This window comes from Ruegeria lacuscaerulensis, assembly GCF_013034685.1.
GTDB classification, from domain to species: Bacteria; Pseudomonadota; Alphaproteobacteria; order Rhodobacterales; family Rhodobacteraceae; genus Ruegeria; species Ruegeria lacuscaerulensis_B.
Genome location: NZ_WQGO01000001.1, coordinates 196044 through 209294, shown reverse-complemented (window position 1 = coordinate 209294; position 13251 = coordinate 196044). Strand labels below are relative to the sequence as shown.

Genomic DNA, 13251 nt, shown 5'->3' with positions numbered 1-13251 from the left:
CCAGATGAAGAGGCGGATCGACGTGAAAACAGCGGCAATCATTGGTGGTGGTGTGATCGGCGGCGGTTGGGCCGCGCGGTTTTTGCTGAACGGGTGGGATGTTCGGGTTTTTGACCCTGATCCTGAAGCTGAGCGCAAGATTGGGGAGGTTCTGGACAATGCGCGGCGTTCGCTGCCGGGGCTGAGTGATGTTCCGTTGCCACCCGAGGGTTCTCTGAGTTTTCATGAAGATATGGTTGAGGCCGTGCAGGGCGCGGAGTGGATTCAGGAAAGTGTGCCCGAGCGGTTGGATCTTAAGTTGAAGGTTTACAAGGGGTTGCAGGAGGCGTGTGATCCGGGCGCGATCATTGGCTCGTCGACCAGTGGGTTCAAACCTTCGGAATTGCAGGAGGGTGCGTTACGGCCCGAACAGATCGTTGTGACGCATCCGTTTAACCCGGTGTACTTGCTGCCACTGATCGAACTTGTACCGACGGACAAGAACCCGTCTGAGATGGTCGAGCGGGCGCAGGGGCTCCTGAAATCGGTGGGGTTCTTCCCTCTGCACATCAAAAAAGAAATCGACGCGCATATCGCTGACCGGTTCCTTGAAGCGGTTTGGCGCGAGGCGCTGTGGCTGGTCAAGGACGGCATCGCCACCACCGAAGAGGTGGACGAGGCGATCCGTATGGGGTTCGGCATCCGCTGGGCGCAGATGGGCCTGTTCGAGACCTACCGCGTGGCGGGGGGCGAGGCCGGGATGCGGCACTTTATGGCGCAGTTCGGACCAGCGTTGAAATGGCCCTGGACCAAGCTGATGGATGTGCCCGAGTTCACTGATGAACTGGTCGATATGATCGCCGATCAGTCGGATGCGCAATCGGGGATGCATTCCATCCGTGAACTGGAGCGCATCCGCGACAATAACCTCGTGGGCATGATGCGCGCGCTCAAGGCGCAAGACTATGGCGCAGGGGCGGTGCTGAACCAGCATGACGCGCTGCTGAAACCAGGTGCTCTGCCGACGATGGAGGAGGCCGCTCTGAGCCAACCGATCTTGACCTTGTCGCGCGCGGTGCCGCTGGATTGGACGGACTATAACGGCCACATGAATGAGGCGCGCTATCTGGAGGCCTTTGCCGCTGCCACCGACCGGTTCATGGAGATCATCGGTTGTGATGCGGACTATATCGCCTCGGGCGGCAGCTACTTCACCGCTGAGAACCACATCCGCTATGTGGATGAGGTGCATGCAGGCGCAAAGATACAGGTGCGCACGCAAATGCTGTTGGGGCAGGGCAAGAAGCTGCACGTTTTCCACAGCATGTACGAGGGCGACAAGCTGCTGGCCACGGGTGAAAGCTTTCTGCTGCATGTCAGTCTGGACACCCGCCGTCCAAGTGCTCCGTCAGCGGAGATCGAGGCGGCCATGGCCCGTATTGCCGAGGCGCAGGCCGGGTTGCCTTATCCCGAGGGCGCGGGGGCGGCGATCCGTAAACCTGCATGAGCGCGCGGGTTCTGATCACGGCCGGGGCCTCGGGCGTCGGCCGGGCCATGGCCGAGGCGTTCGACGCCGTTGGGGCGCAGGTCTGGGTCGCCGATCTGGATGCGGAGGCGTTAAGCGCGTGCCCAGAGCATTGGAAACGGTCGCAGGTGGATGTGGCGGATGAGCCCTCGGTTGCCGCCCTGTTCGCCGAGATTGCGGCGCAATGGGGTGGGCTGGATACGCTCTGCGCCAATGCCGGGATCGCCGGACCGACGGCGTTGGTCGAGGATGTGGCGCTTGACGAATGGCGTGCCTGTCTGGCGGTCAACCTTGAGGGGGCGTTTTTATGCGCGAAATACGCGGCACCGATCCTCAAGCTTCAGGGCAGTGGGGCGATCATCATCACTTCGTCTACGGCCGGGCAATACGGATATCCCAATCGCGCGCCCTATGCGGCGGCGAAATGGGGTGTCATCGGACTGGCCAAAACGCTGGCGATGGAACTTGGCCCTCACGGCGTGCGTTGCAATACGATCTGCCCCGGCGCGGTCGAAGGCCCCCGGATGGAGGGCGTTCTGGCCCGCGAGGCCAACGCCAAAGGCATGACCCGCGATCAGGTGTATAACGGCTATGCCGCAGGCACCTCGATGGGGCGGTTTGTCGAGGGGCGTGACATTGCCGATATGGCCGTGTTTCTGGCGTCAGACGCGGCGCGGCTGGTTTCTGGGCAAGTGATCGCGGTGGACGGGCATACCGTCAACCCCGACCCCAAGATTTAGCCCTGATTGGGACCACGAATCTGGCGGATGGTCTGGCGGACCGCCTGCCAATCCTGTGCCTGTTGCATATTCCCGGCGGCCTCGCATTCACGCATCTTCTGCGCGGCTTCAGCCTCGGCTCTGTCTCCGTGGGCGGAATATAAGGCCCGTGCGTATTGGGCGGTTTGCATTGCGTCCATTCCTGTGCTCCTCCGTTCATAATCGGAATGCGAAAGGGTTCGCGCCCAGTGACGTTAGCACAGGATTGAGTTCAACGCATACTGTCGCGTAGCGCGCGCAGATGGCCGGGAAAATCCCGCGCGGTGACGTCGGCCTCGCGGACCAGAGTGTCAAAATGGCGGGTGAACGTTTCGATCCGGTCACGGTCGCGGAACGCCATATAGTGGCTGCCCGCATAGAACACGCAGAGCAAGGGGCCAAAGATCGTGACTGGTGCCGAATAAAGCCTCTTTGCATCAAACAGATAGACGCGCAGGCGCGGGTAGAGTTGATCGCACAAAGCAAGTAGATGGTCGATCTGATCCTGACGTGTTTGCAGATCCAGCCCTCGGTAATATCCCGTTGCGCTTGCGAAGCTTTCGATTTCAAACAAAGGCATGGCAATTTCGTAGTCCGACTGCGCTCGGCGCATCCAGGTCAACCGGTCCTCAGATGCGCCGATGGCCTGATTTGCCGTCCGCCCCAGATGCGGTGCATACTCCCATTCCAGCACGGCGCGGGTCTTTAACATGTCCGGCAAAGTCGCTGGAACATAACGGATTTTGTATCCGGCGGCCTCTTGATGCCATTCGAATATCCGCTCATCCACCAACGCGCGGGCGGCCTCAGTCACAGTTAGCGCACCCGCCAAAAGTTCAGCCGCGCTTTCGGGTCGGTCCGAGAGCGACAGGAGCCAATCCGCCGAAACTCCCAGCGCTGACGCGCAGCCACCAACCACATGCGCATTCGGCAAACGAGCTCCGTCGCCGGTCAGAAGTTGCGACACGGTCGAGCGATCTACGCCGATGTTTCGCGCCAGAGCACTTTGGCTCACGTGCCGCTCCTCCATCGCGCGGGCAAGGCGGAGGCGGAACTGTGCGGCACGGTCTCGTTTGTCGATATTTTTGGACATGTGTTTGGTTTTATCACAGATGATGAATTTTGTTAATCACATTCAGAATGTTCACCATCTGCGTGATCCGTAATTCTTAAGCCATAACAAAAATATGGGTGACGGAATGGAGACACGACGCAGATCAGTCGTGAAGGCCGTACTGTGGAATGCGGTGGGCCTTGTGGTGATGACCGTTGTGGGGTTGGTCGCAACCGGCTCAGCCGCGATCGGGGGCGGTTTGGCTTTGGTCAACACGGCCATCGGCCTGACGCTCTACGTGATTTACGAACGTATATGGGCAGGTATCTCATGGGGCCGCAATGTCTGAGCGTGCAGGGCCTGAATGGGGCACCCTTGCCCTGATCCTTGGGTGCTATGGGGCGTGGTTAGCGATGCTGTTTTATTTGCCGGTTTGGGCCGCTGTGCCATTGGTGGGCGTCGTGGCGGCACTGCATTCTTCGCTGACGCATGAAGCGATCCACGGCCACCCCTTTCGGCAAAAGGCGTTGAATGAGGCGTTGATGGCGTTGCCGTTGACGCTGTTCATTCCGTACCGCCGGTTCCGCGACCAGCATCTGGCACATCATCGGGATGCGACGCTGACCGACCCCTATGACGACCCCGAATCTAACTATCTGGATCCACAGGTCTGGGCAGCTCTGCGCGGTTGGCAGAAACGCTTGCTGGCAGTGAACAATACGTTACTAGGGCGCATCGTGTTGGGTCCGGCCATTGGTCAATTTGTGTTCATACGGAATGAGTTACGGTCCGTTTTGCAACCAGATATCCTGCTTGCCTGGGCATTGCATCTATGCGGAGTTCTGGTGGTGCTGTGGATTGTGTCGCTGTCGCCCATGCCAATCTGGGCCTATGTTCTGGCTGCATATCTGGGGCTAGGCTTGGTGAAGATCCGAACCTTTCTTGAACACCGCGCCCATGATCGGGCTTCGGCTCGTACGGTGATCATCGAAGATCGGGGGCCCTTGGCCTTTCTCTTTCTTCACAACAACCTGCACGTGGTTCATCACATGAATCCAGCGGCGCCGTGGTACCGGTTGCCCGCCTTGTATCGCGCAGGGCAAGACACGTACTTGGCGCGGAACGAGGCCTATGTCTATCGCTCTTACGCGCAGGTGTTTCGAGCCCATTTCCTAAAGGCCAAGGATCCGGTGCCGCATCCGCTCTGGCCAAAGGGGTAAATTGCGGCCACAAGGGGCGGTATGAGCCTCTGGATACCCGTCACCATCGCCGCCGCCTCGTTTCAGACCGTGCGGTTTATGCTGCAAAAATCACTGAGCAGCGTGAAATTGTCCGCCGCAGGTGCGACCTTTGCCAGATTTGCCTATTCCATGCCGTTGGTCGTTCTGGCGCTTTGGGCTGCACTGCAACTCAGCGAGTTGTCTTTGCCTTCGATGCCACCCGTGTTCTGGCTGTTCGCGACCATTGGCGGCACAACGCAGATCTTGGCAACCATCTGTGTGGTCGCCTTGTTCAAGCAGCGCAACTTCGCGGTCGGAATCACGTTCAAGAAAACCGAGGTGATCCAGACCGCTATCGTCGGTTTCCTCGTTCTGGGCGACCAGGTTTCAGCCGGAGCGCTAGTCGCCATTCTGATGGGCCTGACCGCAGTTCTGCTGCTGTCGAAAAACCCCGGAGGGGACGGTGCGTGGTGGAAACACCTGACCAATCGCGCGTCACGGCTGGGGCTGGGGTCGGGGATTCTGTTCGCCTTTTCCTCAGTCAGCTACCGGGGCGCATCACTGCAGCTTGGCGAGATCGACGCATGGTTCCGCGCGCTGGTGACGCTGGCCGTTGTTGTGACATTCCAATTCGTCAGCATGGGGCTGTGGCTGCTGTGGCGAGACCGCGCCGAACTGCGCGCGGTGTGGGAGACGCGGCGCACCGGCGTCTTCGTAGGCCTCACCAGTCTAAGCGGGTCGTTTTGCTGGTTCTTCGCCTTCACATTGCAGAATGCGGCTTATGTGAAGGCGTTGGGGCAGGCTGAACTGATCCTCAGCCTGTTCGCCTCGATCCTGTTCTTCCGCGAAACCATCACCCGGCGCGAGATCGCCGGGATGGCATTGCTGGGGGCCTCAATCCTGGCCCTGGTGCTAACGATTTAAGAGGCGTCCGCCTCGGCTAGCGCCGTTACGCCTGCGCGGCGTTCGTCAAAGCTCAGCGCTATGAAGCTGGGCAGGTGATCACCCATGCCAACAACCGCCGGACCTGAATCGGTGCGGCGACCACGGCCACGCAGTTCCTTGTCCTTTCGGCGGTCCGCGTCCTTCTTGCGCTCGGGCTTTTTGTCGACCTTTGCCTCGTCGACCGGCTTAATCTTTTTCTCGCGCTTGGGCTTTTCGTCCTTGGGCTCTTCCTTGACCGGATTGTCGAGCCGGGGAATGTCCTTCTGGATCAGCTTCTCAATCGCATCCAGCGCCTTTTCATCGCGGCCCGAGCAGATCGTGATCGCCTTTCCCTCGCGCCCCGCTCGACCGGTGCGACCGATGCGGTGAACGTAATCCTCGGCATGGCCGGGGACGTCAAAGTTGAACACATGGCTGACCGAGGGGATATCCAACCCCCGTGCGGCCACGTCCGAGGCCACTAGCAGGCGCAGTGAGCCGTCGCGGAATCCGTCCAGGGTTTTCATGCGCTGCGACTGATCCAGATCGCCGTGAATGGCGGCGGCGTTATAGCCGTATTTCTTCAGCGATTTCGCGCAGATATCCACATCCGTCTTGCGGTTACAGAAAATGATCGCGTTGGTGCAGCCTTCACCCTCGGCGTCGATCAGCGCGCGCAGAACCTTGCGCTTGGCGCTGGCCTCGCGGTCGCGACGGCCACCTTTGAACATGACCACGCCCTGTTCGATCGTCTCGGACGCGGTGGCCTGACGGGCAACCTCGATCCGGGCAGGGGCGGACAGGAACGTGTCGGTGATACGCTCAATCTCGGACGCCATGGTCGCCGAGAAGAACAGTGTCTGACGGGTGAAGGGCGTCAGCGAGAAGATGCGTTCGATATCGGGGATGAACCCCATATCCAGCATCCGGTCGGCCTCGTCCACCACCATGATCTGAACGCCGGTCAGCAGCAGCTTGCCGCGTTCGAAATGGTCCAGCAGGCGGCCCGGAGTGGCGATCAGCACGTCGACGCCACGATCGATCAGAGCGTCCTGTTCCTTGAAACTGACTCCACCGATCAGCAGTGCTTTGGTCAGTTTCACATTCTTTGCATAGGTGTCGAAGTTCTCGGCCACCTGTGCGGCCAGTTCCCGCGTCGGGCACAGCACCAGCGAGCGCGGCATCCGCGCCCGTGCGCGGCCTCGAGCCAGCAGGGTGATCATCGGTAGCGTGAAGCTGGCGGTTTTGCCGGTGCCGGTCTGGGCGATGCCCAGCACATCCTTGCCTTCAAGCGCGGGTGGAATCGCTCCGGCCTGAATCGGGGTGGGTGTTTCGTATCCGGCTTCCTCAATGGCTTTGAGGACCTTCGGGTTCAGGTTCAGTTCGTTAAACTTTGTCATGTATGTCCGGTTTTTGCGGACACTCGACCTGGCCCGCGCGTATGAAGGTGTGCCGGGCCCGGATGGCCATGCGCGTCCCGCGCATTTCGGCTGAAGCGGGACATAACAAAAACGTTGGGCAGGGTCAAATGAAGAGGGGTTTAGATGTCCGCGGCCCGATACCATGCAGATTTAATGCAACAATTCAGATGCTTCCGGGGAAATGTTTCGCAAGTTTTCGGTCCAGATCCAGTGGCCGGTGCCGGATCAACCCGTGTTGTTCCAGCCGCGCCCGCACGTCGGGGTGTGCGCCGCTGATCTCATCGAAAAACGCGCGCAAGCCGTCGATACCGTCCTCGGCTTCGATCCAGCTGAGCAGTTCGTTCATATTCATGCCGCCCTCATCTCGCGGGACATTTGGCGTCAATCCGGGTTTGTATGACCCACGCTCAAGTCGGAACCGGTAATGCGCCAGCCAGTGGTCCCAATCAGGAGCGTGCCTGTGGCACAGCGCAGCCTCGGCAAGTTCCGCTTTGCAGATCAGGCGTTCCCCATGCTGGAACAACCCGTGAATGCGGAAGTTGATGCCTGGCAAACCGGTGCGAGCAAACACCTTGCCTTGAAGGTGACTGAGAAACCCACCCTTCACGAAAGCCCCATAGTTGGGATAGAGCGCCTGCACCGTTGCGGCACGATCAGGCCCGAGCGGGATATAGGCTTTGTACAGGTCCTTGGTTTCGGCCACGGCCTCTTCCGGGCGGACGCGGATATAAGGGGTATCCTGCGCGACCTCGGCCAGCAGATCGGCCACCGGGCGGTCGGGCCACAGAAACTCGTCCAGATCAATATGCAGCAACCAGTCTTCGTTGGCCTTTCGGTAAGTGAATGAGGCATTGGCGGTCTGGCGCACCTGATGCTTGTCGGGGCGCGCCCGCTGACGATTGGCCCAGAACCCGTCGTCGCAATTGCGGACCTCAACCTTTGGATGCCGGTTCAGGGCGTTGAAGGCCTTGGGGCAGGGTTCGTCCAGATAGACATGCATCCGATCCACCCCAAGGTCGAGGTGATAGGCCACGAAACGCAGGATGTCCGGGGCCGCCCCCCGGACCGTCGAGACAGTTCCCCAGGTCGGTTTAGCGCCCATGCGCGGCCCTTTGGCCGGTCACGTCATCATTTCCTTGGTCGCAGTCAGGGTCAGGTCAGGATAGTCCCGCACTACCCGGTCGATATCCCATTGCAGACGTGTCAGGTAGACGATGTCGCCGTCATGATCATGCGCGATGTGCTGCTTGTTGGCGTTGACGAACTTGTCCACCGCCACCTTGTCACCACTGACCCAGCGGGCGGATGTGAACTGAGACGCCTCGAACCGCACAGGCAGGCCGTATTCCATCTCGATCCGGCTGGCGAGCACTTCGAATTGCAGCGCGCCGACGACACCCACGATAAAGCCCGACCCAATCGAGGGTTTGAACACCTTGGCTGCGCCTTCCTCGGCAAATTGCATGAGTGCCTTTTCCAGGTGCTTGGCCTTCATCGGGTCGCCCGCACGCACGCCTTGCAGCAATTCCGGCGCGAAGGACGGGATGCCGGTCACGCGCAGCGCCTCACCTTCGGTCAGCGTGTCGCCGATGCGCAACTGGCCATGGTTGGGGATGCCGATGATGTCACCGGCCCATGCTTCATCCGCTAGTTCGCGATCCGAGGCCAGAAACAGCACCGGGTTCGAGATTGCCATAGGCTTCTTGGACCGCACATGGGTCAGTTTCATGCCGCGTTTGAAATGGCCCGAGGCCATCCGTACAAAGGCCACCCGGTCGCGGTGCTTGGGGTCCATATTGGCCTGAACCTTGAAGACAAAGCCTGCGACCTTCTTTTCATCCGGCGCGATCTGACGTGGTTCGGCCGATTGCACTTGCGGCTGCGGGCCGTAAGCGCCGATGCCCTCCATCAGTTCTTTGACACCGAACGAGTTGATCGCCGAACCGAACCAGATGGGGGTCATATGCCCCTCAAGAACCGCCTGCGGGTCCAGCGCGGGCAGCAATTCACGCGCCATCTCGACCTCTTCCAGCAGTTTCTCAAGCAAGTGCTCGGGAACATGTTCGGCTAGTTTCGGGTCATCCAGACCGTCGATCTGAATGCTCTCGGCTACCTTGTTGCGGTCGGCGCGGTCCATCAGTTCCAGCCGGTCGCGCAGCATGTCATAGCAGCCGATGAAATCGCGACCCACGCCAATCGGCCACGCGGCGGGCGTGACGTCGATGGCCAGCATTTCCTGAATCTCGTCAATGATCTCGAACGTATCGCGGCTTTCGCGGTCCATCTTGTTACAGAAGGTCAGGATCGGCAGATCGCGCAGGCGGCAAACCTCGAACAGTTTCTGCGTCTGGCTTTCCACACCTTTCGCGCCGTCGATTACCATGACGGCGGCGTCCACGGCAGTCAGAGTGCGATAGGTATCTTCCGAGAAATCGCTGTGGCCGGGCGTGTCCACCAGATTGAACCGGAAGTTCCCATAATCAAACGACATGGCCGAGGCGGAAACCGAGATACCACGATCCTTCTCCATCTGCATGAAATCCGAGCGCGTGCGCCGCGCCTCACCCTTAGCGCGCACCTGACCGGCCATCTGGATCGCGCCGCCATAAAGCAGGAACTTTTCCGTCAGCGTCGTTTTGCCCGCATCAGGGTGCGAGATGATCGCGAAGGTCCGGCGACGGGCGATCTCGGGCGGCAGGGTGGGTTGGTTCGAGGTATCAAGCATAATCGCGCGTATAGGCGGGGAATCCTGCCGAGGCAAGACAAAGGGGGTGGTTCGAATCGTATGCTTATGGCAATAAGAACATATAGTGAACAAATAGTGGAGAGAGAGAATGAATTTAAAAGAGATTGCCGACGAGCTGGTCGCAGGTTGCCGCGAGGACCGCGCCAAGGAAAATCTTGAGAAACTCTATGCTGAGGATGCCGTCTCGGTCGAAGCGCAGGATTTCATGGATATGGGCCGCGAAACCCACGGTCGCGACGCGATCCGGGGCAAACATGAATGGTGGGAAGGCGCGCATGAGGTTTCCGGTGCCTCGGTCAGCGACCCGATGCCCCATGGTGAAGACCGTTTTGCCGTGATCTTCGAGGTCCAAGGTAAGGTAAAAGAGACCGGTGAAGCCTTTGATATGAAAGAAGTTGGTGTCTATCACGTCGCAAATGGCAAGATCGTTCGGGAAGAGTTCTTTTACTGATATTGCTTGAAATCTGGTCTTCTCTGTCTGGCCGGTGCTAGACATGGCAACAATAACAGATGGGGAGGATCAGATGGATCTAGGTATCAAAGGAAAACGCGCGCTGGTCTGTGCCAGCAGCAAGGGTTTGGGTCTGGGCTGTGCCGAAGCTTTGGCCGAGGCCGGTGTCAATCTGGTGATGAACGCCCGCGGAGCCGAGGCGCTTGAGGCCGAAGCCGCGCGCTTGCGGGACACCTATGGCGTTGATGTTCAGACGGTGGCCTGTGATGTGACCTCGACCGAGGGGCAGGCGCAGGTGATCGAAGCCGCGCAGGGTGTTGATATCCTTGTGACAAATGCGGGCGGTCCGCCTCCGGGTATGTGGTCGGATTGGGAGCGTGAAGACTTCATCAAGGCGCTGGATGCCAACATGCTGACACCGATTGCTTTCATGAAGGCATTGTTGCCGGGGATGATGGAAAAGGGCTGGGGGCGTGTGGTCAATATCACTTCGCAATCGGTGCGCGCGCCGATTGCCGTGCTCGGCCTGTCGAACGCGGCGCGGACTGGGTTGACCGGCTACGTCGCGGGAACCGCGCGGCAGGTAGCCCCCCAAGGGGTGACAATCAACAATCTGCTGCCGGGTATCCACGCCACTGACCGCGCGGAGTCCTTAGATAGTGCAGTTTCGCTGCAGAAAAATATCTCGATGGAAGCCGCCCGTGCAGAACGTGCCGCCACAATCCCGGCGCGCCGCTACGGCACACGGCAGGAATTTGGGGCGGCCTGTGCTTTCCTGTGCTCGCAGCACGCGGGCTTTATCGTGGGCCAGAACATCCTGCTGGATGGCGGGGGAACCAATCTGACGATGTAGGCGATGGCGCAGAATTTTTCACTGAAAGACCAGCTGTTTAATGCAGAAAAGACCCGCTATCTGGCGGGGCTTTTTTCGGCAGCCGACCCCGCTTTCGAGGCAAAGGCGTTCGAGGTTCAGGTCATGTCCCGCCTGCTGGATCTGGAATTGAAAGAGCGCATGGCGTGGATAGCCGACTGCCTGCAACAGGTTTTCCCCGGCTCGCTGCCGGACATTGCGCCCACGCTGCTGCGAGCATTGCCGCCACCGCTGGACTCGTCAAAGAAAGATGATGATTTCGGCGATTTCATCTTTGCGCCTTTGGGTGATTGGGTTGTGGCCGTTGGCCTCGACCATCCCGATCTGGCGCTGGACGTGCTTGAGGAGCTGACGCAGAGATTCTCGATGGAATGGGCCATTCGCCCGTTCCTGAACGCTCATCAGGAAACGGTGTTGGAACGGATGCAGGCATGGTGCGCCCATGACAGCTATCACGTACGGCGTCTGGTCAGCGAAGGCACCCGCCCGCGTTTGCCGTGGGGGCAGGCGGTGGGCCTGGAACTGACTGACCCGTTGCCTTTGCTAGATCGGTTACACAGTGATCCGACGCGATACGTGACGCGGTCGGTGGCGAACCATCTTAACGACATTGCCAAGAAAGACCCCGATCTGGTGCTGGACCGTCTGCAGCAATGGCGCGAGGGCGGGCAGGACGCAGATGAGTTGCGCTGGATGACCAGCCACACCCTGCGTGGATTGGTGAAATCCGGACATCCCGGCGCGATGAAGATGCTGGGCTATGATCCTGACGCCGCAATCTCGGCTGACATTCAGGTGCAAGGAGATGCCCGGATCGGGGGTGCGCTGAATTTCGATGTGGCGCTCAGTGGTGCCGGAGACCAGCCCGTTCTGGTCGATTATATCATTCACTTTCAACGTCCTGGCGGCAAAATCTCGGCCAAAGTGCACAAGTTGAAACAGACCGCGCTGCGGGATGGTGCGCTGACGCTAAGCAAGACTCACAAGCTGAAGGGCAATGCGACCACGTTCAAACTGGTGCCCGGTCTGCACCGGCTGGAGGTTCAGGTGAACGGGCAGGTGCGTGCGGGCGTGGATTTCCAACTGCTAGTGTAACGCTTTTGTAAAATCGCACATGTGCGGATTGCGCCATGGTGCTTGCTGCATTAGCTGATCCATAACCAGACATAGGGGATAGGTTCGATGAAGCATGAATCGGTGCAGAATTATTACGGCGATGTCCTTCAAAGCAGCGCGGATTTGCAGACCAATGCCTGCTGCACACCCGATGACATGCCGGATCATGTGAAGAAAATACTCTCTAAAATCCATGATGATGTGCTGACGCGCTATTATGGCTGCGGTCTGATCGCACCGTTGGACCTGGAAGGGATGAGCATCCTTGATCTGGGCTGCGGTGCCGGGCGCGACGTCTATGCTCTGTCCGCGATGGTCGGCGAAAATGGCCGTGTGGTCGGTGTGGATATGACGCCAGAGCAGCTTGATGTAGCCCGCGCCCATCAGGATTATCACGCGCAAGCCTTCGGTCATGGCGCGTCGAATGTGGAATTCCACCACGGCTATATCGAAAAGCTGGACGAGTTGGACCTTGAGCCCGGATCCTTCGACATCATCGTCTCGAACTGCGTGATCAACCTGGTCACCGATAAAGAGGCCGTTCTGCGCGGCGCGCAGCGTCTGCTGAAAGAGGGCGGCGAGATGTATTTCTCGGACGTCTATGCCGACCGCCGCATCCCCGCCGCCATGGCCGAGGATGAGGTTCTGTATGGGGAGTGCCTGTCGGGCGCGCTTTATTGGAATGACTTCTTGTCGATCTCGCGCAAGGCCGGGTTTGCCGACCCGCGCCGGGTGACGCATCGCCCGCTGACCATCGAAAACCCGGTGCTGGAAGAGCGCGTTGCGCCCTTGAGCTTCTTGTCGGCCACGTATCGTCTGTTCAAACTGACCGAACTGGAACCGGCCTGCGAGGATTACGGCCAAGCGGTGATCTACAAGGGCACGATCCCCCACGCGCCGCATCTGTTCGAACTGGATGACCACCATGCGATCGAAGCAGGCAAGGTCTTTCCGGTCTGCGGCAACACCTGGATGATGCTGAAAGACACGCGATTTGCGCGCCATTTCGAGTTTATCGGCGATTTCTCGACCCATTATGGCATCTTCGAAGGTTGTGGAGGGGAAAGCCCATTTGAAGCCACTGGTGTCAGCACCGGTGAGGCCGCCTCGGGCGGGTGCTGCTGACCGCTTGCGCCTGACGGGCGGGGTTGCTATCCCCGCCTAAGCCCGATGAAATTGATCGGGA

At 59.5% G+C, this 13251-nt stretch carries 14 protein-coding genes; 9 read left to right on the top strand and 5 right to left on the bottom strand.

Annotation, left to right across the window (positions count from 1 at the left end):
* The first annotated feature begins 4 nt into the window (after window positions 1-4).
* Together GOV80_RS01035 and GOV80_RS01030 are read left to right on the top strand one after the other, a co-directional pair.
* The gene (locus GOV80_RS01035; protein ID WP_170782525.1) at window positions 5-1486 is read left to right on the top strand and encodes a carnitine 3-dehydrogenase; all 1482 of its coding nucleotides are present in this window, start codon (window positions 5-7) and stop codon (window positions 1484-1486) included.
* Window positions 1483-2244: an SDR family oxidoreductase gene (locus GOV80_RS01030; RefSeq protein ID WP_170782524.1), complete on the top strand. Its 762-nt coding sequence runs from the start codon at window positions 1483-1485 to the stop codon at window positions 2242-2244. The genes GOV80_RS01035 and GOV80_RS01030 overlap by 4 nt, the downstream gene beginning before the upstream one ends.
* On the opposite strand, the gene GOV80_RS01025 is transcribed toward GOV80_RS01030, so the two are convergent.
* Window positions 2241-2423, bottom strand: a complete 183-nt coding sequence (locus tag GOV80_RS01025) for a hypothetical protein (RefSeq protein ID WP_170354385.1) — start codon at window positions 2421-2423, stop codon at window positions 2241-2243. The genes GOV80_RS01030 and GOV80_RS01025 overlap by 4 nt on opposite strands.
* A 71-nt stretch (window positions 2424-2494) precedes the next feature.
* Window positions 2495-3355 carry a helix-turn-helix domain-containing protein gene (locus GOV80_RS01020; protein ID WP_170782523.1) on the bottom strand — a complete coding sequence of 287 codons (861 nt, stop codon included), beginning with the start codon at window positions 3353-3355 and terminating at the stop codon, window positions 2495-2497.
* A gap of 106 nt (window positions 3356-3461) precedes the next feature.
* Between GOV80_RS01020 and GOV80_RS01015 the strand changes: the two genes are divergently transcribed.
* Genes GOV80_RS01015 through GOV80_RS01005 form a run of 3 tightly spaced genes read left to right on the top strand, consistent with a single transcriptional unit; the run spans window position 3462 to window position 5460 of the window.
* A complete protein-coding gene (locus GOV80_RS01015; protein WP_170774408.1) occupies window positions 3462-3665 on the top strand; it encodes a DUF2061 domain-containing protein in 204 nt (67 codons plus the stop codon).
* Complete coding sequence (locus tag GOV80_RS01010) at window positions 3658-4536, top strand: fatty acid desaturase (RefSeq protein ID WP_170782522.1); 879 nt, start codon at window positions 3658-3660, stop codon at window positions 4534-4536. The genes GOV80_RS01015 and GOV80_RS01010 overlap by 8 nt, the downstream gene beginning before the upstream one ends.
* Window positions 4537-4557: 21 nt before the next feature.
* Complete coding sequence (locus GOV80_RS01005) at window positions 4558-5460, top strand: DMT family transporter (RefSeq protein ID WP_170782521.1); 903 nt, start codon at window positions 4558-4560, stop codon at window positions 5458-5460.
* Here GOV80_RS01005 and GOV80_RS01000 read toward each other — a convergent pair.
* The 3 genes from GOV80_RS01000 to GOV80_RS00990 form a co-directional block, all read right to left on the bottom strand.
* A complete protein-coding gene (locus GOV80_RS01000; RefSeq protein WP_170782520.1) occupies window positions 5457-6860 on the bottom strand; it encodes a DEAD/DEAH box helicase in 1404 nt (467 codons plus the stop codon). The two genes, GOV80_RS01005 and GOV80_RS01000, sit on opposite strands and share 4 nt — an antisense overlap.
* Window positions 6861-7044: 184 nt before the next feature.
* Window positions 7045-7983, bottom strand: coding sequence for a glycosyltransferase family 2 protein (locus GOV80_RS00995; protein ID WP_170782519.1), 939 nt, complete (start codon window positions 7981-7983; stop codon window positions 7045-7047).
* Window positions 7984-8001: 18 nt separating this feature from the next.
* A complete protein-coding gene (locus tag GOV80_RS00990) occupies window positions 8002-9606 on the bottom strand; it encodes a peptide chain release factor 3 (protein WP_170782518.1) in 1605 nt (534 codons plus the stop codon).
* 109 nt (window positions 9607-9715) lie between these two features.
* On the opposite strand from GOV80_RS00990, the gene GOV80_RS00985 reads away from it, so the two are divergent.
* From GOV80_RS00985 to GOV80_RS00970, 4 genes are all read left to right on the top strand, one after another.
* On the top strand, window positions 9716-10078 hold the full coding sequence (locus GOV80_RS00985) for a nuclear transport factor 2 family protein (RefSeq protein WP_170774396.1): 363 nt from the start codon (window positions 9716-9718) through the stop codon (window positions 10076-10078).
* A 73-nt stretch (window positions 10079-10151) separates the two neighbouring features.
* Window positions 10152-10931: an SDR family oxidoreductase gene (locus GOV80_RS00980; RefSeq protein WP_170782978.1), complete on the top strand. Its 780-nt coding sequence runs from the start codon at window positions 10152-10154 to the stop codon at window positions 10929-10931.
* 3 nt (window positions 10932-10934) lie between these two features.
* Window positions 10935-12044 carry a hypothetical protein gene (locus GOV80_RS00975; protein ID WP_170782517.1) on the top strand — a complete coding sequence of 370 codons (1110 nt, stop codon included), beginning with the start codon at window positions 10935-10937 and terminating at the stop codon, window positions 12042-12044.
* Window positions 12045-12131: 87 nt separating this feature from the next.
* Window positions 12132-13190, top strand: coding sequence for a methyltransferase domain-containing protein (locus GOV80_RS00970; protein ID WP_170774390.1), 1059 nt, complete (start codon window positions 12132-12134; stop codon window positions 13188-13190).
* Window positions 13191-13251: the final 61 nt, after the last annotated feature.

What these genes read in the sequence shown, in the direction of transcription:
- GOV80_RS01000 (WP_170782520.1), bottom strand. Translation starts at nt 6,860, where the DNA reads ATGACAAAGTTTAACGAACTGAACCTGAACCCGAAGGTCCTCAAAGCC.
- GOV80_RS00985 (WP_170774396.1), top strand. Translation starts at nt 9,716, where the DNA reads ATGAATTTAAAAGAGATTGCCGACGAGCTGGTCGCAGGTTGCCGCGAG.
- GOV80_RS01035 (WP_170782525.1), top strand. Translation starts at nt 5, where the DNA reads ATGAAGAGGCGGATCGACGTGAAAACAGCGGCAATCATTGGTGGTGGT.
- GOV80_RS00980 (WP_170782978.1), top strand. Translation starts at nt 10,152, where the DNA reads ATGGATCTAGGTATCAAAGGAAAACGCGCGCTGGTCTGTGCCAGCAGC.
- GOV80_RS00995 (WP_170782519.1), bottom strand. Translation starts at nt 7,983, where the DNA reads ATGGGCGCTAAACCGACCTGGGGAACTGTCTCGACGGTCCGGGGGGCG.
- GOV80_RS01010 (WP_170782522.1), top strand. Translation starts at nt 3,658, where the DNA reads ATGTCTGAGCGTGCAGGGCCTGAATGGGGCACCCTTGCCCTGATCCTT.
- GOV80_RS01020 (WP_170782523.1), bottom strand. Translation starts at nt 3,355, where the DNA reads ATGTCCAAAAATATCGACAAACGAGACCGTGCCGCACAGTTCCGCCTC.
- GOV80_RS00990 (WP_170782518.1), bottom strand. Translation starts at nt 9,606, where the DNA reads ATGCTTGATACCTCGAACCAACCCACCCTGCCGCCCGAGATCGCCCGT.
- GOV80_RS01025 (WP_170354385.1), bottom strand. Translation starts at nt 2,423, where the DNA reads ATGGACGCAATGCAAACCGCCCAATACGCACGGGCCTTATATTCCGCC.
- GOV80_RS01005 (WP_170782521.1), top strand. Translation starts at nt 4,558, where the DNA reads ATGAGCCTCTGGATACCCGTCACCATCGCCGCCGCCTCGTTTCAGACC.
- GOV80_RS00970 (WP_170774390.1), top strand. Translation starts at nt 12,132, where the DNA reads ATGAAGCATGAATCGGTGCAGAATTATTACGGCGATGTCCTTCAAAGC.
- GOV80_RS01030 (WP_170782524.1), top strand. Translation starts at nt 1,483, where the DNA reads ATGAGCGCGCGGGTTCTGATCACGGCCGGGGCCTCGGGCGTCGGCCGG.
- GOV80_RS00975 (WP_170782517.1), top strand. Translation starts at nt 10,935, where the DNA reads ATGGCGCAGAATTTTTCACTGAAAGACCAGCTGTTTAATGCAGAAAAG.
- GOV80_RS01015 (WP_170774408.1), top strand. Translation starts at nt 3,462, where the DNA reads ATGGAGACACGACGCAGATCAGTCGTGAAGGCCGTACTGTGGAATGCG.